General features: G+C 44.1%; 22 protein-coding genes, 6 tRNA genes and 4 rRNA genes. 29 read left to right on the top strand and 3 right to left on the bottom strand.

Going from position 1 to position 22,506, the window contains the following annotated elements; genetic code table 11:
* Nucleotides 1-49: 49 nt before the first annotated feature.
* Complete coding sequence (gene trmA / locus FVA69_RS20555; protein ID WP_109912975.1) at nucleotides 50-1,147, bottom strand: tRNA (uridine(54)-C5)-methyltransferase TrmA; 1,098 nt, start codon at nucleotides 1,145-1,147, stop codon at nucleotides 50-52.
* A gap of 111 nt (nucleotides 1,148-1,258) precedes the next feature.
* Nucleotides 1,259-1,384 carry a hypothetical protein gene (locus tag FVA69_RS21875; RefSeq protein WP_421667221.1) on the bottom strand — a complete coding sequence of 42 codons (126 nt, stop codon included), beginning with the start codon at nucleotides 1,382-1,384 and terminating at the stop codon, nucleotides 1,259-1,261.
* 244 nt (nucleotides 1,385-1,628) lie between these two features.
* On the opposite strand from FVA69_RS21875, the gene btuB reads away from it, so the two are divergent.
* From btuB to birA, 10 genes are all read left to right on the top strand, one after another.
* A complete protein-coding gene (gene btuB, locus FVA69_RS20550; RefSeq protein ID WP_164529262.1) occupies nucleotides 1,629-3,548 on the top strand; it encodes a TonB-dependent vitamin B12 receptor BtuB in 1,920 nt (639 codons plus the stop codon).
* Nucleotides 3,493-4,356, top strand: coding sequence for a glutamate racemase (gene murI / locus FVA69_RS20545; protein WP_004907112.1), 864 nt, complete (start codon nucleotides 3,493-3,495; stop codon nucleotides 4,354-4,356). The genes btuB and murI overlap by 56 nt, the downstream gene beginning before the upstream one ends.
* 432 nt (nucleotides 4,357-4,788) lie before the next feature.
* Nucleotides 4,789-6,328: ribosomal RNA gene (locus FVA69_RS20540) — 16S ribosomal RNA — on the top strand.
* 138 nt (nucleotides 6,329-6,466) lie between these two features.
* Nucleotides 6,467-6,542: transfer RNA gene (locus FVA69_RS20535), tRNA-Glu, on the top strand.
* A gap of 245 nt (nucleotides 6,543-6,787) precedes the next feature.
* Nucleotides 6,788-9,805 (top strand): 23S ribosomal RNA (locus FVA69_RS20530).
* A 143-nt stretch (nucleotides 9,806-9,948) separates the two neighbouring features.
* Nucleotides 9,949-10,064: ribosomal RNA gene (rrf, locus tag FVA69_RS20525) — 5S ribosomal RNA — on the top strand.
* A 45-nt stretch (nucleotides 10,065-10,109) separates the two neighbouring features.
* Nucleotides 10,110-10,185: transfer RNA gene (locus FVA69_RS20520), tRNA-Thr, on the top strand.
* A gap of 26 nt (nucleotides 10,186-10,211) precedes the next feature.
* Nucleotides 10,212-10,327, top strand: a 5S ribosomal RNA gene (gene rrf, locus FVA69_RS20515).
* Together the 16S, 23S and 5S rRNA genes with 2 tRNA genes alongside form the textbook arrangement of a ribosomal RNA operon.
* Nucleotides 10,328-10,482: 155 nt before the next feature.
* Nucleotides 10,483-11,517, top strand: coding sequence for a UDP-N-acetylmuramate dehydrogenase (gene murB, locus FVA69_RS20510; RefSeq protein WP_109913346.1), 1,035 nt, complete (start codon nucleotides 10,483-10,485; stop codon nucleotides 11,515-11,517).
* Nucleotides 11,514-12,488 carry a bifunctional biotin--[acetyl-CoA-carboxylase] ligase/biotin operon repressor BirA gene (gene birA / locus FVA69_RS20505; protein ID WP_164529261.1) on the top strand — a complete coding sequence of 325 codons (975 nt, stop codon included), beginning with the start codon at nucleotides 11,514-11,516 and terminating at the stop codon, nucleotides 12,486-12,488. The genes murB and birA overlap by 4 nt, the downstream gene beginning before the upstream one ends.
* Before the next feature lie 39 nt (nucleotides 12,489-12,527).
* Here the strand turns inward: birA and coaA are convergent, their stop codons facing one another.
* Nucleotides 12,528-13,478 carry a type I pantothenate kinase gene (gene coaA, locus FVA69_RS20500; protein ID WP_109913348.1) on the bottom strand — a complete coding sequence of 317 codons (951 nt, stop codon included), beginning with the start codon at nucleotides 13,476-13,478 and terminating at the stop codon, nucleotides 12,528-12,530.
* Between the two features lie 426 nt (nucleotides 13,479-13,904).
* Between coaA and FVA69_RS20495 the strand changes: the two genes are divergently transcribed.
* The 19 genes from FVA69_RS20495 to rplN all read left to right on the top strand — a co-directional run bounded on the left by FVA69_RS20495 (nucleotide 13,905) and on the right by rplN (nucleotide 22,504).
* Nucleotides 13,905-13,980, top strand: a tRNA-Thr gene (locus FVA69_RS20495).
* A 15-nt stretch (nucleotides 13,981-13,995) separates the two neighbouring features.
* Nucleotides 13,996-14,080: transfer RNA gene (locus FVA69_RS20490), tRNA-Tyr, on the top strand.
* A gap of 75 nt (nucleotides 14,081-14,155) precedes the next feature.
* A tRNA-Gly gene (locus FVA69_RS20485) sits at nucleotides 14,156-14,230 on the top strand.
* A gap of 6 nt (nucleotides 14,231-14,236) precedes the next feature.
* Nucleotides 14,237-14,312, top strand: a tRNA-Thr gene (locus tag FVA69_RS20480).
* A 118-nt stretch (nucleotides 14,313-14,430) separates the two neighbouring features.
* Nucleotides 14,431-15,615 carry an elongation factor Tu gene (tuf, locus tag FVA69_RS20475; protein ID WP_004264373.1) on the top strand — a complete coding sequence of 395 codons (1,185 nt, stop codon included), beginning with the start codon at nucleotides 14,431-14,433 and terminating at the stop codon, nucleotides 15,613-15,615.
* Nucleotides 15,616-15,841: 226 nt separating this feature from the next.
* Nucleotides 15,842-16,042 (top strand): bacterioferritin-associated ferredoxin, encoded by a 201-nt coding sequence (bfd, locus tag FVA69_RS20470; protein ID WP_109913262.1) that lies wholly within the window; start codon nucleotides 15,842-15,844, stop codon nucleotides 16,040-16,042.
* A 126-nt stretch (nucleotides 16,043-16,168) separates the two neighbouring features.
* Complete coding sequence (gene bfr, locus FVA69_RS20465; protein WP_004907125.1) at nucleotides 16,169-16,642, top strand: bacterioferritin; 474 nt, start codon at nucleotides 16,169-16,171, stop codon at nucleotides 16,640-16,642.
* Between the two features lie 348 nt (nucleotides 16,643-16,990).
* The gene (gene rpsJ, locus FVA69_RS20460; RefSeq protein ID WP_001181005.1) at nucleotides 16,991-17,302 is read left to right on the top strand and encodes a 30S ribosomal protein S10; all 312 of its coding nucleotides are present in this window, start codon (nucleotides 16,991-16,993) and stop codon (nucleotides 17,300-17,302) included.
* A gap of 32 nt (nucleotides 17,303-17,334) precedes the next feature.
* Complete coding sequence (rplC, locus tag FVA69_RS20455) at nucleotides 17,335-17,964, top strand: 50S ribosomal protein L3 (protein ID WP_004265414.1); 630 nt, start codon at nucleotides 17,335-17,337, stop codon at nucleotides 17,962-17,964.
* 16 nt (nucleotides 17,965-17,980) lie between these two features.
* The gene (gene rplD, locus FVA69_RS20450) at nucleotides 17,981-18,586 is read left to right on the top strand and encodes a 50S ribosomal protein L4 (RefSeq protein WP_004265418.1); all 606 of its coding nucleotides are present in this window, start codon (nucleotides 17,981-17,983) and stop codon (nucleotides 18,584-18,586) included.
* Nucleotides 18,583-18,885: a 50S ribosomal protein L23 gene (gene rplW, locus FVA69_RS20445; protein WP_004265420.1), complete on the top strand. Its 303-nt coding sequence runs from the start codon at nucleotides 18,583-18,585 to the stop codon at nucleotides 18,883-18,885. Before rplD ends, rplW begins: the two co-directional genes overlap by 4 nt.
* A gap of 19 nt (nucleotides 18,886-18,904) precedes the next feature.
* Nucleotides 18,905-19,729, top strand: coding sequence for a 50S ribosomal protein L2 (gene rplB / locus FVA69_RS20440; RefSeq protein ID WP_004907128.1), 825 nt, complete (start codon nucleotides 18,905-18,907; stop codon nucleotides 19,727-19,729).
* Nucleotides 19,730-19,743: 14 nt separating this feature from the next.
* Nucleotides 19,744-20,022: a 30S ribosomal protein S19 gene (gene rpsS / locus FVA69_RS20435; RefSeq protein WP_004265426.1), complete on the top strand. Its 279-nt coding sequence runs from the start codon at nucleotides 19,744-19,746 to the stop codon at nucleotides 20,020-20,022.
* A gap of 15 nt (nucleotides 20,023-20,037) precedes the next feature.
* Nucleotides 20,038-20,370, top strand: coding sequence for a 50S ribosomal protein L22 (gene rplV / locus FVA69_RS20430; protein ID WP_004265430.1), 333 nt, complete (start codon nucleotides 20,038-20,040; stop codon nucleotides 20,368-20,370).
* 17 nt (nucleotides 20,371-20,387) lie between these two features.
* The gene (rpsC, locus tag FVA69_RS20425) at nucleotides 20,388-21,089 is read left to right on the top strand and encodes a 30S ribosomal protein S3 (RefSeq protein WP_004907131.1); all 702 of its coding nucleotides are present in this window, start codon (nucleotides 20,388-20,390) and stop codon (nucleotides 21,087-21,089) included.
* A gap of 12 nt (nucleotides 21,090-21,101) precedes the next feature.
* Entirely contained in the window at nucleotides 21,102-21,512 is a 411-nt protein-coding gene (rplP, locus tag FVA69_RS20420) for a 50S ribosomal protein L16 (protein WP_004265436.1), read from the top strand.
* On the top strand, nucleotides 21,512-21,703 hold the full coding sequence (rpmC, locus tag FVA69_RS20415; protein ID WP_004265442.1) for a 50S ribosomal protein L29: 192 nt from the start codon (nucleotides 21,512-21,514) through the stop codon (nucleotides 21,701-21,703). Before rplP ends, rpmC begins: the two co-directional genes overlap by 1 nt.
* Nucleotides 21,703-21,957, top strand: a complete 255-nt coding sequence (gene rpsQ, locus FVA69_RS20410) for a 30S ribosomal protein S17 (RefSeq protein ID WP_004265446.1) — start codon at nucleotides 21,703-21,705, stop codon at nucleotides 21,955-21,957. Before rpmC ends, rpsQ begins: the two co-directional genes overlap by 1 nt.
* A 175-nt stretch (nucleotides 21,958-22,132) precedes the next feature.
* A complete protein-coding gene (rplN, locus tag FVA69_RS20405; RefSeq protein WP_004265449.1) occupies nucleotides 22,133-22,504 on the top strand; it encodes a 50S ribosomal protein L14 in 372 nt (123 codons plus the stop codon).
* The last annotated feature ends 2 nt before the right edge of the window (nucleotides 22,505-22,506 follow it).

Below are 22,506 nucleotides of genomic sequence, written 5' to 3'. Positions count from 1 at the left end.
CGCAGTAAAATGCGGCGTTTTTGCTTTTAATAACCGAGTTTTCAGCCAACTAATAGCGGCTCAGTAATACCCCACTTTCCATATGATGGGTATACGGAAATTGGTCGAATAAGGCTAATTTCTCTATTTTATGCGTTTTAGTCAGCTCAACTAAGTTATCGCATAGCGTTTCTGGGTTACACGAAATATATAGGATATGGTCATAACCCTGAACTAGCTTCACTGTTTCTGCATCTAAACCACTGCGAGGCGGGTCAACGAAAATGGTATTGCACTGGTAGTCTGCTAAAGAAATACCCTCTAGGCGCCTAAATTCACGAGCACCTTGCATGGCTTGGGTAAAATCCTCTGCAGACATACGAATAATTTGTACATTTTCAATATTATTGGCTTCGATATTATATTGAGCCGCAGCCACGGAAGGTTTTGCAATTTCAGTGGCTAATACGCGCTCGAAGTTTTGCGCTAATGCCAATGAAAAGTTTCCATTTCCGCAGTAAAGTTCTAATAAATCCCCCGTCGAATTCTGTGTTGCCCCAATTGCCCATTCCAACATTTTGATATTGACCTGTGCATTAGGTTGCGTAAAGCTATTTTCGACTTGGCGATACACCATATTTTTACCCATTACCGGTAATACTTCATCAACATAATCATTATCTAACATGATTTTTGTTTTTGACGCTCGGCCAATCAACTGCACATCAAAGCCTTGTTCAACTAAAACGGCTTTTAAGGCTTTTGCCTCAGCAACCCACTCTTCACTGAGTTTTTTATGGTAAAGCAGCGAAACAATCAGCTTATTACTTAGCGTTGATAAATAATCAATTTGAAATAATTTATGACGAAGTAATTCATTTTGCTTAATTAACGGCAATAACGCTGCCATCATGTCATTAATTAACTGACTTGCGACAGGAAACTGGTCAACACGGATCCTTTCTTTAGTTTCCTTATCAAACATAATATGAAATAAATCGTCATTATCGTGCCAGACGCGAAATTCAGCGCGCATCCGGTAATGCGACTTTGGTGATGAAAAAATTTCAGGTTCAGGTGCGTTAAAAGGAGCCATCATCGCCTTTAAGCGATCCGTTTTTTCTACGAGCTGTTGTTCGTAGTCGTCAGTGTGCAAGGTGTTTGGCATGTTTGGCTCCATAAAACAGTAATAAATTCGTATCAGGAGCGAAATTGTAGGGAATGCGGCGAAGATGTCCAGTTTTCATTATCCATCCGTAGACACTCATAACTATTCAACTTACGATAATGGCTGTGGTTTAGGGAACTTGGTGTAAGTCCAAGACTGACGCGCAACGGTAATTAAGGTATCCCCGTCATTCTTCAAGCTACATGGGTGTTGGCATCGCTCAGCTACCCTAGTCACATACTTCAGTATGCTCCTAGGGATATCGTCGCTTGCCGCCTACATGTCACTTGAATTATTTAGGGGATATAACAGGTCGAATTTTCATTTTATATATCGTTTTTATTTCATATATAGAAATCCAACTTGTTACTTTATAAGTCCGATACCTGCCACGCTTCCAATCGCTTCGTTGAATATCTGCGCGAATCTATATTCAACCTCGCGGAACGTTAATTGAATTGATTTTCCGAGTGTAATCATAATGAATAATAAAAAGTCGCTGCCGTTATCGGCCGCTGCGCTGGCTGTATTGTGCGCTACTTCTTCTTTGGCAAGTGCAAATAATAAAACTGATCAAGTGGTTGTGTCCGCGAACCGCTTTGAACAACCTATCTCTTCTATATTAGCGCCAGTGACAGTGGTCACTCGTGAAGATATCGATCATTGGCAATCCAACACTGTGATAGATGTATTAAGACGCCTACCGGGAGTGGATATCGCACAAAATGGTGGTATGGGTCAACAAAGCTCCTTATTTATACGTGGTACAGAGTCACGCCATGTTTTAGTGCTGATTGATGGTGTTCGTTTGAATCAAGCGGGTATTTCTGGCTCTTCTGATATGAGCCAAATTCCTATCTCACTGGTACAACGCATTGAATATATTCGCGGCGCCCGCTCTGCGGTTTATGGTTCAGATGCGGTAGGTGGTGTGGTGAATATTATCACTCGCCGTGATAACGATGGCATAACTTTAAATGCAGGTATTGGCTCACACAGTTACCAAAACTATAACGGTTCGACTCAGCAAAAAATTGGTGAAAATACAACGGTAACTGCCGCTGCGGCTTATACGCATACGACAGGCTTTGATGTAGAGGCAAGGGGAAGCACGGGGAATTACCCAGATGGATATCGCCAACCAGATAAAGATGGTTTCTTGAATAAAACCCTATGGTTGGGAATTGAACATCAATTTTCCCCGAATATTTCGGCTTATGCCCGTGGCTATGGCTATGATAACCGCACGGATTATGATGGTAGCTATGACACTGATTATACAAATATGGAGCATTACCTTGTTGATACGCGTAAGTTCTCAAGTCGAACTTATGAAACAGGTCTGAAATATCATCAAGGTAATTATTCAACCTCACTTCTAGGAAGTTATAGTCACTCCAAAGATTATAATTATGATCCAAGATACGGCCAATACGGGCAATATTCTAATTTGGATGAGTCGAAACAGTATAATCTACAATGGGGCAACAATTACCAATTTGGTAAAGGTAACCTCAGCATTGGTGTTGATTATCAACGTCAAAGTGTCGAGCCTGGTGGTTATACAAAGACGAGCAAAACAGAAACTGTTAACAACACTGGTATCTATCTTACAGGGCAATACGCACTAATAGACTCAGTGATTGCAGAAGCTGCTATACGTTCCGACCACCACTCAGAATTTGACTGGCATACAACGTGGCAGTCTGGGCTAAGTTGGGAATTTTATGATGGCTATAAACTGGTTGGTTCTTATGCTACTGCCTACAAAGCGCCTAATTTAAATCAGTTATATGTAGATAACCCTTCATGGAAAATGAAAGGAAACCCAAACTTAAAACCTGAAGAAAGCCAGCAATGGGAAATTGGTTTAGAAGGCACAACAGGTCCTTTATTCTGGCAAATCAATGCATACCATAATGATATTGATAATTTAATCGCCTATAAATCAGGCGCGCAGTTCAATACTTATGAAAACATTGGTAAGGCTGAAATTAAAGGTGTGGAATGGGTTGGGGAGTTTGAAACGTGGATGTTCCACCATCAATTTACCTATCAATATATCGATCCACGTAATAAAGATACCAATCAAGTATTGGCACGCCGTGCTCAGCAACAAGTTAAGTATCAGTTAGATTGGAATGTAGAAAAACTAGATATGGGCTTGACCTATCAATATATCGGCTCACGACATGATACTGCTTATTATGAGAATGGTAAGTCAGAAAGCCTAAAACTCGGCGGCGTTAGCCTTTGGGATCTCACAGCTGCGTATCCAATCACTTCACATCTCACAATTCGTGGTAAAATAGCTAATATGTTCGATAAAGACTATGAGACCGCGTATGGTTATCGCACCGCTGGAAGAGAATATTTCCTCACTGGAAGCTACAACTTCTGATAACACCCTATCTGTTCGCCCGACCATTCTAGTGTTTGACTCTGGAGTGGGCGGGTTATCTGTCTATCGTGAAGTCAAAAAAATGATCCCGAATGCCCACTATATCTATGCATTCGACAATGAAGCCTTCCCTTATGGTGAAAAAAGTGAAGAGTTTATTATTGATAGGGTCTATCAAATCGTAAATGTAATTGCTGCAAAGCATCCTTTAACTATTGTGATTATTGCGTGTAATACCGCAAGTACGGTCAGCCTCCCTAATTTGAGAGCACATTTTACGTTCCCAGTTGTTGGGGTTGTTCCAGCCATTAAACCCGCAACTAAGTTAACGCGTAATGGCGTGGTGGGTTTATTGGCGACGAAAGGCACTGTAAACCGTGAATACACCAAAGAGCTGATCGAACGGTTTGCTACAGACTGTAAAGTGATTTCCCTCGGTTCTGCGGAATTAGTTCAACTCGCAGAAAGAAAGTTACATGGGGAAACCTTACCACTCGATGAAGTCGCTCAAACTGTTAGGCCATGGATTCGAATGCCAGAGCCGCCTGATACCGTTATTTTGGGTTGCACGCATTTTCCTTTATTAATAGAAGAACTCGAAAAAGTGCTACCAGATGGAACTCGATTCATTGATTCAGGTTCTGCAATCGCCAGAAGAACTATTTGGCTCATTAATAATCAAGCTGAAATCATCAATTCAGATGAGGAAAACTTCGCATATTGCTTATTAATGGATGACAACGTAAAAGGATTACAACCAGTTCTCGAAGCCGAAGGGTTCAAAACGCTGCAAAAACTAGCTATTTAAGTTAAATTTGATGGAAAGCTGAGCGAACGAAAAAAAATATGAAAAAAAGGGTTGCCAGATTTTTCTGACTCCCTATAATGCGCCACCACTGACCGGGAACAAGACAACGCAAAGCGCGGTGAACACTGAAACGGCAGCGAGAGATTCTGAAAAGAAAAAGCAAAAAATTGCTTGACTCTCACGGAGGAAAACGTATTATACGCCTCCTCGCGACAACGACCTCGAAGTCGAAAATCAAAAGATTTAGTCGCAACGCTCTTTAACAATTTATCAGACAATCTGTGTGGGCACTCACAGGACACTATCAAAAAAATATTTGATTTTAAGTCTTGAAGAGTGACTAACACGTTAATTCATATATATGAACTAATAGGTAATTTGGTTTCTTCGGAAATCAAACGACAGTAAACATTCTTTGAGCATCAAGCTTTTTAATTGAAGAGTTTGATCATGGCTCAGATTGAACGCTGGCGGCAGGCCTAACACATGCAAGTCGAGCGGTAACAGGGGAAGCTTGCTTCTCGCTGACGAGCGGCGGACGGGTGAGTAATGTATGGGGATCTGCCCGATAGAGGGGGATAACTACTGGAAACGGTAGCTAATACCGCATAATCTCTCAGGAGCAAAGCAGGGGAACTTCGGTCCTTGCGCTATCGGATGAACCCATATGGGATTAGCTAGTAGGTGAGGTAATGGCTCACCTAGGCGACGATCCCTAGCTGGTCTGAGAGGATGATCAGCCACACTGGGACTGAGACACGGCCCAGACTCCTACGGGAGGCAGCAGTGGGGAATATTGCACAATGGGCGCAAGCCTGATGCAGCCATGCCGCGTGTATGAAGAAGGCCCTAGGGTTGTAAAGTACTTTCAGTCGGGAGGAAGGCGTTGATGCTAATATCATCAACGATTGACGTTACCGACAGAAGAAGCACCGGCTAACTCCGTGCCAGCAGCCGCGGTAATACGGAGGGTGCAAGCGTTAATCGGAATTACTGGGCGTAAAGCGCACGCAGGCGGTTGATTAAGTTAGATGTGAAATCCCCGGGCTTAACCTGGGAATGGCATCTAAGACTGGTCAGCTAGAGTCTTGTAGAGGGGGGTAGAATTCCATGTGTAGCGGTGAAATGCGTAGAGATGTGGAGGAATACCGGTGGCGAAGGCGGCCCCCTGGACAAAGACTGACGCTCAGGTGCGAAAGCGTGGGGAGCAAACAGGATTAGATACCCTGGTAGTCCACGCTGTAAACGATGTCGATTTGAAGGTTGTTCCCTTGAGGAGTGGCTTTCGGAGCTAACGCGTTAAATCGACCGCCTGGGGAGTACGGCCGCAAGGTTAAAACTCAAATGAATTGACGGGGGCCCGCACAAGCGGTGGAGCATGTGGTTTAATTCGATGCAACGCGAAGAACCTTACCTACTCTTGACATCCAGAGAACTTAGCAGAGATGCTTTGGTGCCTTCGGGAACTCTGAGACAGGTGCTGCATGGCTGTCGTCAGCTCGTGTTGTGAAATGTTGGGTTAAGTCCCGCAACGAGCGCAACCCTTATCCTTTGTTGCCAGCGATTCGGTCGGGAACTCAAAGGAGACTGCCGGTGATAAACCGGAGGAAGGTGGGGATGACGTCAAGTCATCATGGCCCTTACGAGTAGGGCTACACACGTGCTACAATGGCGTATACAAAGAGAAGCGACCTCGCGAGAGCAAGCGGAACTCATAAAGTGCGTCGTAGTCCGGATTGGAGTCTGCAACTCGACTCCATGAAGTCGGAATCGCTAGTAATCGTAGATCAGAATGCTACGGTGAATACGTTCCCGGGCCTTGTACACACCGCCCGTCACACCATGGGAGTGGGTTGCAAAAGAAGTAGGTAGCTTAACCTTCGGGAGGGCGCTTACCACTTTGTGATTCATGACTGGGGTGAAGTCGTAACAAGGTAACCGTAGGGGAACCTGCGGTTGGATCACCTCCTTACCATTGAAGTGTTTTTGTGAAGTGCTCACACAGATTGTCTGATAGAAAGTAGAGCAATGGCTTTACGTGGGAGACTTATTCGAGAGGATAAGACTTACATGAAAATAGCAAAACGGTGTTTTGCAATTGAATTTTCGTGTCCCCTTCGTCTAGAGGCCTAGGACACCGCCCTTTCACGGCGGTAACAGGGGTTCGAATCCCCTAGGGGACGCCAATTGCGCCGATGTCGAGTGAAAGACGATGTCCCCAATAATGATTAAGCCAATTATGTAAATAGTTGGTTTAACAATTATGCTCTTTAACAATCTGGAACAAGCTGAAAATTGAAAACAACGCACATTGTTTATCGCTTAAACAATGTGAGAGTCTCTCAAAAATCTCAACTTGAAGATGTTGTCAACAGACACGAAGCCGTCGGGTTTTGTATCGACTGACATAAAAGACACCTTCGGGTTGTGAGGTTAAGCGACTAAGCGTACACGGTGGATGCCTAGGCAATCAGAGGCGATGAAGGACGTGCTAATCTGCGATAAGCGTCGGTAAGGTGATATGAACCGTGATAACCGACGATTTCCGAATGGGGAAACCCAGTGCAATTCGTTGCACTATCGTTTGATGAATACATAGTCAAACGAAGCGAACCGGGGGAACTGAAACATCTCAGTACCCCGAGGAAAAGAAATCAACCGAGATTCCCCTAGTAGCGGCGAGCGAACGGGGAGCAGCCCAGAGTCTTAATCAGCATTAGCATCAGGAGAACGGTCTGGAAAGGCCGGCAGTAAAGGGTGATAGCCCCGTATCCGAAGGTGTTAGTGTTGTGAACTCGACGAGTAGGGCGGGACACGTGTTATCCTGTCTGAATATGGGGGGACCATCCTCCAAGGCTAAATACTCCTGATTGACCGATAGTGAACCAGTACCGTGAGGGAAAGGCGAAAAGAACCCCGGCGAGGGGAGTGAAATAGAACCTGAAACCGTGTACGTACAAGCAGTGGGAGCCCCACCACCAAAGCATTTTCTGGTGTTGAGGACAACTTTAAAGTGACATTCAACACGCGTTGGCGGAGCGTTTTTTGCGACGCCCAACACACAAAACAAGCAGTGAATGTGCTTTGGGGTGGGGTGACTGCGTACCTTTTGTATAATGGGTCAGCGACTTATATTCTGTAGCAAGGTTAACCGTATAGGGGAGCCGTAGGGAAACCGAGTCTTAACTGGGCGAATGAGTTGCAGGGTATAGACCCGAAACCCGGTGATCTAGCCATGGGCAGGTTGAAGGTTGGGTAACACTAACTGGAGGACCGAACCGACTAATGTTGAAAAATTAGCGGATGACTTGTGGCTGGGGGTGAAAGGCCAATCAAACCGGGAGATAGCTGGTTCTCCCCGAAAGCTATTTAGGTAGCGCCTCGTGAACTCATCTTCGGGGGTAGAGCACTGTTTCGACTAGGGGGTCATCCCGACTTACCAACTCGATGCAAACTACGAATACCGAAGAATGTTATCACGGGAGACACACGGCGGGTGCTAACGTTCGTCGTGAAGAGGGAAACAACCCAGACCGCCAGCTAAGGTCCCAAAGTCATAGTTAAGTGGGAAACGAAGTGGGAAGGCTCAGACAGCCAGGATGTTGGCTTAGAAGCAGCCATCATTTAAAGAAAGCGTAATAGCTCACTGGTCGAGTCGGCCTGCGCGGAAGATGTAACGGGGCTAAACTATGCACCGAAGCTGCGGCAGCGATATGTAAATATTGTTGGGTAGGGGAGCGTTCTGTAAGCCTGTGAAGGTGTACTGCGAGGTATGCTGGAGGTATCAGAAGTGCGAATGCTGACATAAGTAACGATAATGCGGGTGAAAAACCCGCACGCCGGAAGACCAAGGGTTCCTGTCCAACGTTAATCGGGGCAGGGTGAGTCGACCCCTAAGGCGAGGCAGAAATGCGTAGTCGATGGGAAACGGGTTAATATTCCCGTACTGGTGATAATTGCGATGGGGGGACGGAGAAGGCTAGGCTATCCGGGCGACGGTTGTCCCGGTTTAAGGATGTAGGCAGGTGAATTAGGCAAATCCGGTTCACTACATGCTGAGGTCCGATGACGAGTCACTACGGTGATGAAGTAGCTCATGCCCCGCTTCCAGGAAAAGCCTCTAAGCTCTAGATTATCATTAATCGTACCCCAAACCGACACAGGTGGTCAGGTAGAGAATACTCAGGCGCTTGAGAGAACTCGGGTGAAGGAACTAGGCAAAATGGTGCCGTAACTTCGGGAGAAGGCACGCTGGCGCTAGGTGAAGTCCCTCGCGGATGGAGCTGAAGCCAGTCGCAGATACCAGCTGGCTGCAACTGTTTATTAAAAACACAGCACTGTGCAAACACGAAAGTGGACGTATACGGTGTGACGCCTGCCCGGTGCTGGAAGGTTAATTGATGGGGTTATCCGTAAGGAGAAGCTCTTGATCGAAGCCCCAGTAAACGGCGGCCGTAACTATAACGGTCCTAAGGTAGCGAAATTCCTTGTCGGGTAAGTTCCGACCTGCACGAATGGCGTAATGATGGCCAGGCTGTCTCCACCCGAGACTCAGTGAAATTGAACTCGCTGTGAAGATGCAGTGTACCCGCGGCAAGACGGAAAGACCCCGTGAACCTTTACTATAGCTTGACACTGAACATTGAGCCTTGATGTGTAGGATAGGTGGGAGGCTTTGAAGTGTGGACGCCAGTCTGCATGGAGCCAACCTTGAAATACCACCCTTTAATGTTTGATGTTCTAACGTAGCCCCGTTATCCGGGGTGCGGACAGTGTCTGGTGGGTAGTTTGACTGGGGCGGTCTCCTCCCAAAGAGTAACGGAGGAGCACGAAGGTTGGCTAAGCATGGTCGGACATCATGCGGTTAGTGCAAAGGCATAAGCCAGCTTGACTGCGAGAGTGACGGCTCGAGCAGGTACGAAAGTAGGTCTTAGTGATCCGGTGGTTCTGAATGGAAGGGCCATCGCTCAACGGATAAAAGGTACTCCGGGGATAACAGGCTGATACCGCCCAAGAGTTCATATCGACGGCGGTGTTTGGCACCTCGATGTCGGCTCATCACATCCTGGGGCTGAAGTAGGTCCCAAGGGTACGGCTGTTCGCCGTTTAAAGTGGTACGCGAGCTGGGTTTAGAACGTCGTGAGACAGTTCGGTCCCTATCTGCCGTGGGCGTTGGAAGATTGAAAGGGGCTGCTCCTAGTACGAGAGGACCGGAGTGGACGCACCACTGGTGTTCGGGTTGTCATGCCAATGGCATTGCCCGGTAGCTAAGTGCGGAAGAGATAACCGCTGAAAGCATCTAAGCGGGAAACTTGCCTTGAGATGAGTCTTCCCTGACTCTTTAAGGGTCCTAAAGGAACGTTTAAGACTAAGACGTTGATAGGTTGGGTGTGTAAGCGTAGCGATACGTTGAGCTAACCAATACTAATGAACCGTGAGGCTTAACCTGACAACACCGAAGGTGTTTTAGAGAGATTATGTTGATTCAATAAGCGTGAGAAGCCGAGAGGTGAAGGACACAGCAGCTTGTTCGAGATTGATGTTCTGGTTTAGTGCACGAAAGTGAGATTAAACGGGAACACACAGAATTTGTCTGGCGGCAATAGCGCGGTGGTCCCACCTGACCCCATGCCGAACTCAGCAGTGAAACGCCGTAGCGCCGATGGTAGTGTGGGGTCTCCCCATGTGAGAGTAGGGAACTGCCAGACATTCAATTTTAAGGTTGTGTCAGTACTGACTGACCGCACCATATTGCTGATATGGCTCAGTTGGTAGAGCACACCCTTGGTAAGGGTGAGGTCCCCAGTTCGAATCTGGGTATCAGCACCATATAATCGGCATTTAAAAAGAATTTACCTAGCGGCAATAGCGCGGTGGTCCCACCTGACCCCATGCCGAACTCAGTAGTGAAACGCCGTAGCGCCGATGGTAGTGTGGGGTCTCCCCATGTGAGAGTAGGGAACTGCTAGGTTTTAAATATAAAGAAGCCACCCATTGGGTGGCTTTTTGCATTCTATTAATAGCGCAATTCTCACTAATTATCTTATTTTCCTAATCTTGCTATTCACTCTTAATCCAGCCTGATAGACTTATCCTATCCTAGTTTTATTTGTACTGAAGGCTGTAATGAACCTAACGTCTGAACTTAAATCATTTAATAGCTTTGGCATTCAAGCAAAAGCATTATCAATTGTTTTTGTGGATAACCAAGAATCTTTACTCCAACAATGGGTCGAGGCTAAAAATCAGCAACTCCCAGTATTATTATTAGGGGGGGGAAGTAATGTTCTATTTGTTGCAGACTTTGAAGGTGTTGTAATTATTAATCAGCTTAAGGGAATAGAAATAACAGAAGATAACAGTTATTGGTATGTTCATACTCAAGCAGGTGAAAATTGGCATCAATTACTTGAAACATTATTGAGTAAAGGTATTTGTGGTGCAGAAAATTTAGCATTAATCCCGGGTTGTGTGGGTTCTGCACCCATTCAAAATATAGGTGCTTATGGTATAGAGCTGAAAGATATATGTGAGTATGTTGATGTGCTTTCCCTTGAAACAGGCAGAGTAATACGACTAACAGCTTCAGAGTGCCAATTTGGCTATCGTGATAGTATTTTTAAGCATGAGTATCAATATGGCTATGTCATCATCAGTGTTGGGTTAAAATTAGCTAAAGAATGGGTTCCTAAGCTTATGTATGGAGATCTTGCTCAACTTGATCCCAATACAGTAACACCAGAGCAAGTATTTAATTCGGTATGCCAAACACGTAGAAGCAAATTACCTGACCCAACAGTAACGGGCAATGCGGGTAGTTTCTTTAAAAATCCTGTTATTTCAGCAGAAAAGGCACAGGCCATAAAAATAGCTTATCCTAATTGCCCTCAATATGAACAAGCAGATGGTAGTGTTAAATTAGCCGCAGGTTGGTTAATTGACCAGTGCGGTTTAAAAGGTCATCAAATAGGTGGCGCAGCTGTTCACACCCAACAGGCGTTGGTATTAATTAATAAACAGCACGCAACAGGGCAAGATATTGCTAACTTGGCGAAATATGTGAGCCAAACGGTAGCAAAGCGCTTTGATATTATTTTAGAGCCAGAAGTAAGGTTTATCGGTCGAGTGGGAGAAGTTAATGCAATGGATTATATTCGATGAAAGAAACTAATATTCCTTTACAGCTAATTGATATCTTAGCTGATGCTCAGGTCCATTCGGGGGAGCAACTCGGTGAACAATTAGGAATGACAAGATCTGCAATTAATAAACATATCAAAACATTGCGCTCTTGGGGATTAAATATAGAAACAATAGCTGGCAAAGGCTATAAGCTTCCATATCAAATCAATTTATTAAGTGAAGAAGCCATTAAAAAGCAAATTGATGATGTGAATATTATTGTTGAGCCAGTGATCGATTCAACAAACCAATATATGTTAGAGCGTATTGCTGAGCTTAAATCAGGAGATACTTGCTTAGCCGAATATCAAAGTGCTGGACGTGGTAGAAGAGGGCGTCAGTGGATATCTCCATTTGGTTGTAATCTATATCTTTCAATGTATTGGAGATTAGAACAAGGCCCAGCAGCAGCAGTGGGACTAAGTCTGGTTGTGGGCATCGTAATTGCTGAAGTTTTAAATAGAATTAGTCAAGAAAAAGTGAAAGTAAAGTGGCCTAATGACCTGTATATGAATGATAAAAAACTTGCAGGAATTCTTGTTGAATTAACTGGTAAAACAGGAGATGCAGCTCATATTATTATTGGTGTTGGTATTAACATTGGAATGAATAATAACAATATTGAAAGTTCAAAATCAATAACACAAGAATGGTCATCACTAAGAGATGAGGTTGAAAATATAGAGCGTAATGAATTATCTGCTAATATTATTAAGTCATTAAGAGAATCTTTAGTTATATTTGAACACGAAGGACTAAAACCATTTTTAGAGCGATGGTTTAAACTAGATAATTTTCTGAACAGGTATGTTAAGTTATTGATAGGTAATGATGTAATATCAGGTATTGAGCGTGGCGTTAATGATCAAGGTGCATTATTACTACAAAAGGATAATGGAGAAATAATTCCCTATATTGGAGGGGAAATATCCTTAAGGCTAAACGAGTGATATATTATTGGCCGGAGATAAGCCGGCCAATATAAATAATTATTTTCTTAATCTAACACTCTGAATAGTATGGTTCTCACCTTTAGTCATAATTAAACTGGCTCTTTCCTTCGTTGGTAATATATTTTCTTCAAGATTTAATCCATTAATTTCATCCCAAATAGACCCTGCAATATTAATAGCTTCATCTTCACTTAATTTAGAGTAGCTATGGAAATAAGAATCAGGATCTGAGAATGCACCTTGCCTAAATTTAAGAAACCGACCGATATACCATTGTTTTAATAATTCAGGTGCAGCATCGACATAAATGGAAAAATCAACAAAATCAGATACAAAGACATGATGAGGATCTTGCGGGTAATCCATATCACTTTGTAAGACATTCAGCCCTTCAAGTATTAAAATATCAGGTTGATCAATGATTTGTTCTTGGTCAGGAACGATATCATACGTTAAATGTGAATAAACAGGAGCCTTAACGTTACGTGCACCTGACTTTATTTGCGACACGAAGTTAACGAGTTTTCGCATATCATAAGATTGCGGAAACCCTTTTTTCTTCATGATATTCCTATCTTTTAATACTTGATTAGGATGTAAGAAACCATCAGTTGTAATCAAGTCAACTTTACGGTGTTCTGGCCAACGAGTGAGTAGTGCTTGTAGTAAACGTGCAGTTGTACTCTTACCAACAGCTACACTACCTGCTATACCAATAATATAAGGCACTTTTGCGCCATTAGTTCCAAGGAATTGCTCTAGGACAGCCTGACGACGCAAGTTTGAGCTGATATAAAAATTCAATAAACGCGATAAAGGTAGATAAATCTCTATAACATCTTCCATAGAGAGTTCTTCGTTAATCCCTTTTAACTCTAGAAGTTCACTCGATGTTAATGTAAGTGGAACTGAATCACGTAACGTTGCCCAGTGTTCTCTATCAAACTCTAAGTATGGCGTAGTAATAAAATTTTCTTTCTTTTTCATAAACCAACATCTGCCTATTTTATGCAGGTTGGACAGGTTGCCTAAACACCCGTATCCATAAAATTTGCTAGCATCATAGCGAGTGAAAGTGGGGAGGCGTAGGTTTTTTTCTATTTTTTATGAGTTTTTTTTGATGTAGGCAGAAAAAATGATACTGAGTGATGAAAAAAACACCTAAAAATGAGAGGCTAAAATTGTGATATCGAATAAAAAATAATAATTTTAAAAATTTTAAGCCTCTTTCTCCCTTTACTGACCAAATGATAATGGACTATAGTTAACAGCTGCTGTTGATGTTTTAAGCTTAAAATAGTTAAAAAATCAACAAAAAGCCCAAAAGCGAACAAAATGTGAGCGAACAAACAAAAAAATTAATTTTTTTGTTGCAACCTGCGCCGACTCTACCTAGAATGCGCAGCACTTGATGCCGGCATAGCTCAGTTGGTAGAGCAACTGACTTGTAATCAGTAGGTCCCGAGTTCGACTCTTGGTGCCGGCACCATTAACAATTTGGATAGGTGGGATACCCAAGCGGCCAAAGGGAGCAGACTGTAAATCTGCCGTCACAGACTTCGAAGGTTCGAATCCTTCTCCCACCACCATCTCCAAGAAATTTTCTTAAGAGAAAATTTTGAGGAACAGTTTAACAGCTGATAACTCAGGTAGCCGAGTTCATTGCGGGCATCGTATAATGGCTATTACCTCAGCCTTCCAAGCTGATGATGCGGGTTCGATTCCCGCTGCCCGCTCCAAGATGTGCTGATATGGCTCAGTTGGTAGAGCACACCCTTGGTAAGGGTGAGGTCGGCAGTTCGAATCTGCCTATCAGCACCACTTCCCTTATGTTCTCACTAATCTCCCTGATTTGTCTCCTGAAAAAAACAAGCGAAATAAATTCTTGCTTGGTTGATGTGGTTTAACCACCGATTCCGTGTCTTAGAGGGACAATCTAATGTCTAAAGAAAAATTTGAACGTTCAAAACCGCACGTTAACGTTGGTACTATCGGCCACGTTGACCACGGTAAAACTACTCTGACAGCAGCTATCACTACTGTTCTGGCTAAAACTTACGGCGGTTCTGCTCGTGCATTCGACCAAATCGATAACGCACCAGAAGAAAAAGCGCGTGGTATCACTATCTCTACTTCACACGTAGAATACGATACTCCAACTCGCCACTACGCACACGTAGACTGCCCAGGACACGCCGACTATGTTAAAAACATGATCACTGGTGCTGCACAGATGGACGGTGCAATCCTGGTTGTTGCTGCGACTGATGGCCCAATGCCACAAACTCGTGAGCACATCCTGTTAGGTCGCCAAGTAGGTGTTCCTTACATCATCGTGTTCCTGAACAAATGTGACATGGTAGACGACGAAGAGCTGTTAGAATTAGTTGAAATGGAAGTTCGTGAACTTCTGTCTCAATACGATTTCCCAGGCGACGACACTCCAGTTGTTCGTGGTTCAGCTCTGAAAGCGCTGGAAGGCAACCCAGAGTGGGAAGCGAAAATTGTTGAATTAGCAGGCCACCTGGATACTTACATTCCAGAGCCAGAGCGTGCAATTGACAAGCCATTCCTGCTGCCAATCGAAGACGTATTCTCAATCTCAGGTCGTGGTACAGTAGTAACAGGCCGTGTTGAGCGTGGTATTATCAAAGTTGGTGAAGAAGTTGAAATCGTTGGTATTCAAGACACGGTTAAAACAACTTGTACTGGCGTTGAAATGTTCCGTAAACTGCTGGACGAAGGTCGTGCGGGTGAGAACGTAGGTGTTCTGCTGCGTGGTACTAAACGTGAAGAAATTCAACGTGGTCAAGTACTGGCAAAACCAGGTTCAATCAAGCCACACACTAAATTCGAATCAGAAGTTTATATTCTGAGCAAAGATGAAGGTGGTCGTCACACTCCATTCTTCAAAGGTTACCGTCCACAGTTCTACTTCCGTACAACTGACGTAACCGGTACTATCGAACTGCCAGAAGGCGTAGAGATGGTAATGCCAGGTGATAACATCAACATGATCGTTACCCTGATCCACCCAATCGCGATGGACGACGGTTTACGTTTCGCAATCCGTGAAGGTGGCCGTACTGTAGGTGCGGGTGTTGTTGCAAAAATCATTGCATAATACATAGCTTCATTTAGTTTTAAAGAGGGGCACCTTATTAGGTGCCCTTTTTTGTTGTCATAAACAAAATTACTTATCTTGTCCGTAATCTATTCTTTTGATTTAAATTGTTCATGTAACAAACTTATTTGTAATAAATGATCTTTGTAAATCATTTTGAATGATAATTGAAATGCAAATCATTTTTATTTAAACTATCTGTATGTGATTTATACAGGTAAGCACCATGTACATTTGTCTTTGTGAAGCGATTACTGATAAACAAATCAGAAATGCTGCAAGAAAGTATCAAGTAACCTCACTGAAAGGGCTACGACAAATTTTGCCTGTAGGCTTAGAATGCGGGAAATGCATTAGGCAGACAAAGGCGATTTTATATGAAGAGCAAATGATTTTTGAGGATGCGTGTGCCCCTGAGGTTGCATAGTATCTTATACCATTCAAATTATTCCCACCAAATTTATCACTTTTGGTTTAAATACATTGCGTAAAAATTACACTAACATCAATTTCAGTACTACACTTAAAAGACTGGAAGCGATGGAGGGTAGCAATGAAAGGTGATAAAAAAATGATAGCCCACCTAAATAAACTACTGGGCAATGAGTTAGTTGCAATCAACCAATATTTTTTGCATGCTCGTATGTTTAAAAATTGGGGACTTACACGCCTCAATGAGATGGAATATCACGAATCAATTGATGAAATGAAGCACGCGGACAAATATATAGAGCGAATTCTTTTTCTCGAAGGTATTCCTAACCTACAAGATCTTGGTAAGTTAAATATTGGCGAAGATGTTGAAGAAATGCTGAAGTCAGATTTGCAGCTTGAAATCGATGGGGCGAAAAACCTAAAAGAAGCTATTAAATACGCAGATTCGGTTCATGACTACGTTAGTCGAGACCTGATGATTGAAATCTTAGCAGATGAAGAAAACCATATTGATTGGATAGAAACGCAATTAGAACTAATTACTCGCTTAGGAATTCAAAACTATCTTCAAGCGCAAGTTAGAGAAGAGTAATTTAGTATTTACATAGCTATTTGCTAAGTAAACTTGTATTAAAAGCCTCTCAGTCACTTCACTTCCTAAGTCTGAGAGGCTTTTTGATGAGTCTCTTCAAAAAAAATGCACATATTTTCCTCGATTACTTGTGTTTCCCTATAATTTACGTATAATGCGCGGGCTTACTGATGAGTAAGCCCTATATTTTAGGACTGAAATCTCAGTATTGAGTCAACGATTTGTTGCTCATTTAGACAATACTTCCGATTTGGAAGTTACATCAAGAACGATTACACTCTCCCATCAATCGAAATGGGTACGAGGAGTAATCATTTACGTTTATAAAATAGTTGGAGCTCTGGTCTCATGCAGAACCAAAGAATCCGTATCCGCCTGAAAGCTTTTGATCATCGTTTAATCGATCAATCAACTGCGGAAATCGTAGAGACTGCTAAGCGCACTGGTGCGCAAGTTCGTGGTCCTATCCCGCTGCCGACACGTAAAGAGCGTTTTACCGTTCTGATTTCTCCGCACGTTAACAAAGATGCGCGTGATCAGTACGAAATTCGCACTCACAAGCGTCTGGTTGACATCGTTGAGCCAACCGAAAAGACCGTTGATGCTCTGATGCGTCTGGACCTGGCTGCCGGCGTTGACGTGCAGATCAGCCTGGGTTAATCAGGTCGTCGAACGATTGAGAGGTTGAAACAATGAAAGGTTTAGTCGGTAAGAAAGTCGGTATGACTCGTATCTTCACTGAAGATGGCGTTTCTATACCTGTAACTGTTATCGAAATTGAAAATAACCGTGTTACTCAGGTTAAAACTGCAGAAACTGACGGTTATAATGCAATTCAGGTTACTACCGGGAGCAAAAAAGCTAACCGTGTAACTAAGCCTGAAGCAGGTCATTTCGCTAAAGCTGGCGTCGAAGCTGGCCGTATCCTACGTGAATTCCGTATTGAAGACAGTGCAGAATACACAGTAGGTCAAAGCATTAGCGTTGAAATTTTCGCTGACGTTAAAAAAGTCGACGTTACTGGTACATCTAAAGGTAAAGGTTTTGCCGGCACAGTTAAGCGCTGGAATTTCCGTACTCAAGATGCTACTCACGGTAACTCCTTGTCTCACCGTGTTCCGGGTTCTATCGGTCAAAACCAGACTCCGGGCAAAGTGTTTAAAGGCAAGAAAATGGCAGGCCAACTGGGTAATGAACGTGTAACTGTTCAAAGCTTAGATGTAGTACGTGTTGACGCTGAGCGCAACCTGCTGCTGGTCAAAGGTGCTGTTCCAGGAGCAACTGGTAGCAACCTGATCGTAAAACCGGCTGTCAAGGCTTAACGTCGAGGAGATAGGAATGGAATTGGTAATGAAAGACGCGCAAAGCGCGCTGACTGTTTCCGAAACTACCTTCGGGCGTGATTTCAATGAAGCGCTTGTTCACCAAGTAGTTGTTGCGTATGCAGCTGGTGCTCGTCAAGGTACTCGTGCTCAGAAAACTCGTGCTGAAGTTTCTGGTTCAGGTAAAAAACCATGGCGTCAAAAAGGTACTGGCCGTGCACGTTCTGGTTCAGTAAAGAGCCCAATTTGGCGCTCTGGTGGTGTTAGCTTCGCAGCTAAACCACAGGACCACAGTCAAAAAGTTAATAAGAAGATGTACCGTGGTGCTTTAAAAAGCATCCTCTCTGAGTTGGTACGTCAAGATCGTCTGATCGTTGTCGAGAAGTTCTCTGTTGAAGCACCTAAAACTAAGTTGCTGGCACAGAAACTGAAAGATATGGCTCTGGAAGATGTTCTGATCATCACTGCTGAATTAGATGAAAATCTGTTTTTAGCAGCACGTAACCTGTATAAGGTTGACGTTCGTGATGCAGCAGGTATTGACCCAGTTAGCCTGATCGCCTTCGACAAAGTGGTTATGACTGCTGATGCTGTGAAGCAAGTTGAGGAGATGCTGGCATGATCCGTGAAGAACGTCTGCTGAAAGTACTGCGCGCGCCGCATGTATCTGAAAAAGCTTCTACAGCGATGGAAAAAAGCAATACCATCGTTCTCAAAGTTGCGAAAGACGCGACTAAAGCAGAAATCAAAGCTGCTGTACAGAAACTGTTTGAAGTCGAAGTTGAAGGTGTTAACACTTTGCTGGTTAAAGGCAAAACTAAACGCCACGGTCAGCGTTTCGGTCGTCGTAGCGACTGGAAAAAAGCTTACGTCACGCTGAAAGAAGGCCAAAATTTGGACTTCATTAGCGGTGCTGAGTAAGTCGGAGGAGTAAAGAACAATGGCAGTTGTTAAATGTAAACCTACGTCTCCGGGCCGTCGCCACGTAGTTAAAGTGGTTAACCCTGAGCTGCATAAGGGTAAGCCTTATGCTCCGCTGTTAGAAAAAAACAGCAAATCCGGTGGTCGTAACAACAATGGCCGTATCACTACCCGTCACATCGGTGGTGGCCATAAGCAGCATTATCGTTTAGTTGACTTTAAACGCAACAAAGATGGTATTCCTGCAGTTGTTGAGCGTTTGGAATATGATCCAAATCGTTCTGCGAACATTGCACTGGTTCTATATAAAGACGGTGAACGTCGTTATATTCTTGCACCAAAAGGCTTGAAAGCTGGTGACCAGATTCAATCTGGTGTTGATTCAGCAATCAAAGCTGGTAATGCACTGCCGATGCGCAATATCCCTGTTGGTTCTACAGTTCATAATATCGAACTGAAACCAGGTAAAGGTGGACAGTTAGCGCGTTCAGCAGGTACTTACGCTCAAATCGTTGCTCGTGATGGCGCTTATGTCTCATTACGTTTACGTTCTGGTGAAATGCGTAAAGTTTTAGCTGATTGCCGTGCAACTCTTGGTGAAGTTGGTAACGCTGAACATATGTTACGTGTTCTCGGTAAAGCTGGTGCTAGCCGCTGGCGTGGTATTCGTCCTACCGTTCGCGGTACTGCGATGAACCCAGTTGACCATCCACATGGTGGTGGTGAAGGCCGTAACTTTGGTAAACACCCAGTAACACCATGGGGCGTTCAAACCAAAGGTAAGAAAACTCGTAGCAACAAGCGTACTGATCAATTCATCGTACGTCATCGTTCTAAAAAATAATTAGAGGATAAACCATGCCACGTTCTCTCAAGAAAGGTCCTTTTATTGACCTGCACTTGCTGAAGAAGGTAGAGAAAGCGGTGGAAAGCGGAGACAAGAAGCCTCTTAAGACTTGGTCCCGTCGTTCAACGATCTTTCCTAATATGATCGGATTGACCATCGCTGTCCATAATGGTCGTCAGCATGTTCCAGTTTTCGTAACCGACGAAATGGTTGGTCACAAACTGGGTGAATTCGCACCGACTCGCACTTATCGCGGCCACGCGGCAGATAAGAAAGCTAAGAAACGTTAAGGATAGGAGGAAGAGATGGAAACTTTAGCTATGCATCGCCACGCTCGTTCTTCTGCCCAGAAGGTTCGCTTAGTTGCCGACCTGATTCGCGGTAAGAAAGTGTCGCAAGCTCTGGAAATTCTGACCTACACCAACAAGAAAGCTGCTGGTTTAGTGAAGAAAGTACTTGAATCTGCAATTGCTAACGCAGAGCAAAACGATGGCGCTGACATTGATGACCTGAAAGTTGCGAAAATTTTCGTAGACGAAGGTCCAACCATGAAACGCATCATGCCGCGTGCGAAAGGCCGTGCAGATCGTATTCTTAAGCGCACCAGCCACATTACTGTGGTTGTGTCCGATCGCTGAGACTCTGGAGACTAGCAATGGGTCAGAAAGTACATCCTAATGGTATTCGCCTGGGTATTGTCAAACCTTGGAACTCTACTTGGTATGCGAACACCAATGAATTCGCTGACAACCTAGACAGCGATTTTAAAGTACGCCAGTACTTGAATAAAGAATTGGCAAAAGCGTCAATCTCTCGCATCGTTATCGAACGTCCTGCGAAAAGCATCCGTGTGACTATTCACACTGCTCGCCCAGGTATCGTTATCGGTAAGAAAGGTGAAGACGTTGAAAAACTGCGTAAAACAGTAGCGGATATCGCTGGTGTTCCTGCGCAAATCAATATCGCCGAAGTTCGTAAACCAGAACTAGACGCTAAATTAGTTGCTGACAGCATTTCTTCACAGCTGGAACGTCGTGTTATGTTCCGTCGTGCTATGAAGCGTGCAGTACAGAACGCAATGCGTCTGGGCGCTAAAGGTATTAAAGTTGAAGTCAGTGGCCGTTTAGGCGGTGCTGAAATCGCTCGTACCGAGTGGTATCGTGAAGGCCGTGTGCCACTGCACACATTACGTGCTGATATCGATTACAACACTTCAGAAGCGCACACCACTTACGGTGTTCTCGGCGTTAAGGTATGGATCTTCAAAGGTGAGATTCTGGGTGGTATGGCTGCTGTTGAACAAGCTGAGAAACCAGCTGCTCAACCTAAAAAGCAGCAGCGTAAAGGCCGCAAGTAAGGAGAGTCGCTGATGTTACAACCAAAGCGTACAAAATTCCGTAAGGTGCACAAAGGCCGCAACCGTGGTCTAGCGCAAGGTACGGATGTTAGCTTCGGCACTTTCGGTCTTAAAGCTGTTGGCCGTGGTCGTCTGACTGCACGTCAGATCGAAGCGGCACGTCGTGCTATGACCCGTGCTATTAAGCGTCAAGGTAAAATCTGGATCCGTGTGTTCCCAGACAAACCAATCACTGAGAAACCACTCGAAGTTCGTATGGGTAAAGGTAAAGGTAACGTAGAATATTGGGTTGCCTTAATCCAGCCTGGTAAAGTACTGTACGAAATGGACGGTGTGCCTGAAGAGCTGGCTCGTGAGGCATTCTCTCTGGCAGCAGCGAAACTGCCTATCAAAACCACCTTTGTAACTAAGACGGTGATGTAATGAAAGCACAAGAGCTGCGCGAAAAAAGCGTTGAAGAGCTGAATGCTGAACTTTTGAACCTGTTACGTGAACAATTTAATTTACGTATGCAGGCTGCAAGTGGTCAGCTGCAACAGTCTCATCTGTTGAAACAAGTGCGTCGCGATATCGCACGTGTGAAGACTTTACTGACTGAGAAGGCAGGTGCGTAATGAGCGATAAAATCCGTACTCTGCAAGGTCGTGTAGTTAGCGATAAAATGGAGAAATCTATTGTTGTTGCTATCGAGCGTATGGTGAAACACCCTCTGTATGGTAAATTCATCCGTCGTACGACTAAATTGCACGTACATGACGAGAACAATGAATGTGGAATCGGTGACGTGGTAGAAATCCGCCAAACTCGTCCACTGTCTAAGACTAAGTCTTGGGCCTTAGTTCGCGTTGTAGAAAAAGCTGTTCTGTAATAGAATAACTTTTCTTGATGAATAAACGGCTCTTTTTGATTGAGCCGTTTATTTTTTTCTGTCCAACACGATGATGTGGTGTTATAATGCCGCGCCCTCGTAGTATGGGTATATTTGAACGGCCTCTTCATAATGAGGTGGCTCAGTAGTAGTTGACATTTAGCGGAGCACTAAAATGATCCAAGAACAGACTATGCTGAACGTGGCCGACAACTCCGGTGCACGTCGCGTAATGTGTATCAAGGTTCTAGGTGGCTCGCACCGTCGCTATGCACATGTAGGCGACATCATTAAAATTACTGTTAAAGAAGCAATTCCACGCGGTAAAGTTAAAAAGGGTGATGTCCTGAAAGCGGTAGTGGTGCGCACCAAGAAGGGTGTACGTCGCCCTGACGGTTCTGTCATTCGCTTCGATGGTAATGCTTGTGTGTTATTAAATAATAACAGCGAGCAAGTAATCGGTACGCGTATTTTTGGGCCGGTAACTCGTGAACTTCGTAATGAGAAGTTTATGAAAATTATCTCTCTGGCACCTGAAGTACTCTAAGG

Source organism: Providencia sp. PROV004 (assembly GCF_011045615.1).
GTDB lineage: Bacteria > Pseudomonadota > Gammaproteobacteria > Enterobacterales > Enterobacteriaceae > Providencia > Providencia rettgeri.
Note: the sequence above shows the minus strand (reverse complement) of the source record. Positions and strands in the feature narration are given on the sequence as shown.

Coding starts and splice junctions, on each gene's coding strand:
- trmA (WP_109912975.1), bottom strand. CDS start 1,147: ATGCCAAACACCTTGCACACTGACGACTACGAACAACAGCTCGTAGAA.
- btuB (WP_164529262.1), top strand. CDS start 1,629: ATGAATAATAAAAAGTCGCTGCCGTTATCGGCCGCTGCGCTGGCTGTA.
- murI (WP_004907112.1), top strand. CDS start 3,493: ATGGTTATCGCACCGCTGGAAGAGAATATTTCCTCACTGGAAGCTACA.
- murB (WP_109913346.1), top strand. CDS start 10,483: ATGAACCTAACGTCTGAACTTAAATCATTTAATAGCTTTGGCATTCAA.
- birA (WP_164529261.1), top strand. CDS start 11,514: ATGAAAGAAACTAATATTCCTTTACAGCTAATTGATATCTTAGCTGAT.
- coaA (WP_109913348.1), bottom strand. CDS start 13,478: ATGAAAAAGAAAGAAAATTTTATTACTACGCCATACTTAGAGTTTGAT.
- tuf (WP_004264373.1), top strand. CDS start 14,431: ATGTCTAAAGAAAAATTTGAACGTTCAAAACCGCACGTTAACGTTGGT.
- bfd (WP_109913262.1), top strand. CDS start 15,842: ATGTACATTTGTCTTTGTGAAGCGATTACTGATAAACAAATCAGAAAT.
- bfr (WP_004907125.1), top strand. CDS start 16,169: ATGAAAGGTGATAAAAAAATGATAGCCCACCTAAATAAACTACTGGGC.
- rpsJ (WP_001181005.1), top strand. CDS start 16,991: ATGCAGAACCAAAGAATCCGTATCCGCCTGAAAGCTTTTGATCATCGT.
- rplC (WP_004265414.1), top strand. CDS start 17,335: ATGAAAGGTTTAGTCGGTAAGAAAGTCGGTATGACTCGTATCTTCACT.
- rplD (WP_004265418.1), top strand. CDS start 17,981: ATGGAATTGGTAATGAAAGACGCGCAAAGCGCGCTGACTGTTTCCGAA.
- rplW (WP_004265420.1), top strand. CDS start 18,583: ATGATCCGTGAAGAACGTCTGCTGAAAGTACTGCGCGCGCCGCATGTA.
- rplB (WP_004907128.1), top strand. CDS start 18,905: ATGGCAGTTGTTAAATGTAAACCTACGTCTCCGGGCCGTCGCCACGTA.
- rpsS (WP_004265426.1), top strand. CDS start 19,744: ATGCCACGTTCTCTCAAGAAAGGTCCTTTTATTGACCTGCACTTGCTG.
- rplV (WP_004265430.1), top strand. CDS start 20,038: ATGGAAACTTTAGCTATGCATCGCCACGCTCGTTCTTCTGCCCAGAAG.
- rpsC (WP_004907131.1), top strand. CDS start 20,388: ATGGGTCAGAAAGTACATCCTAATGGTATTCGCCTGGGTATTGTCAAA.
- rplP (WP_004265436.1), top strand. CDS start 21,102: ATGTTACAACCAAAGCGTACAAAATTCCGTAAGGTGCACAAAGGCCGC.
- rpmC (WP_004265442.1), top strand. CDS start 21,512: ATGAAAGCACAAGAGCTGCGCGAAAAAAGCGTTGAAGAGCTGAATGCT.
- rpsQ (WP_004265446.1), top strand. CDS start 21,703: ATGAGCGATAAAATCCGTACTCTGCAAGGTCGTGTAGTTAGCGATAAA.
- rplN (WP_004265449.1), top strand. CDS start 22,133: ATGATCCAAGAACAGACTATGCTGAACGTGGCCGACAACTCCGGTGCA.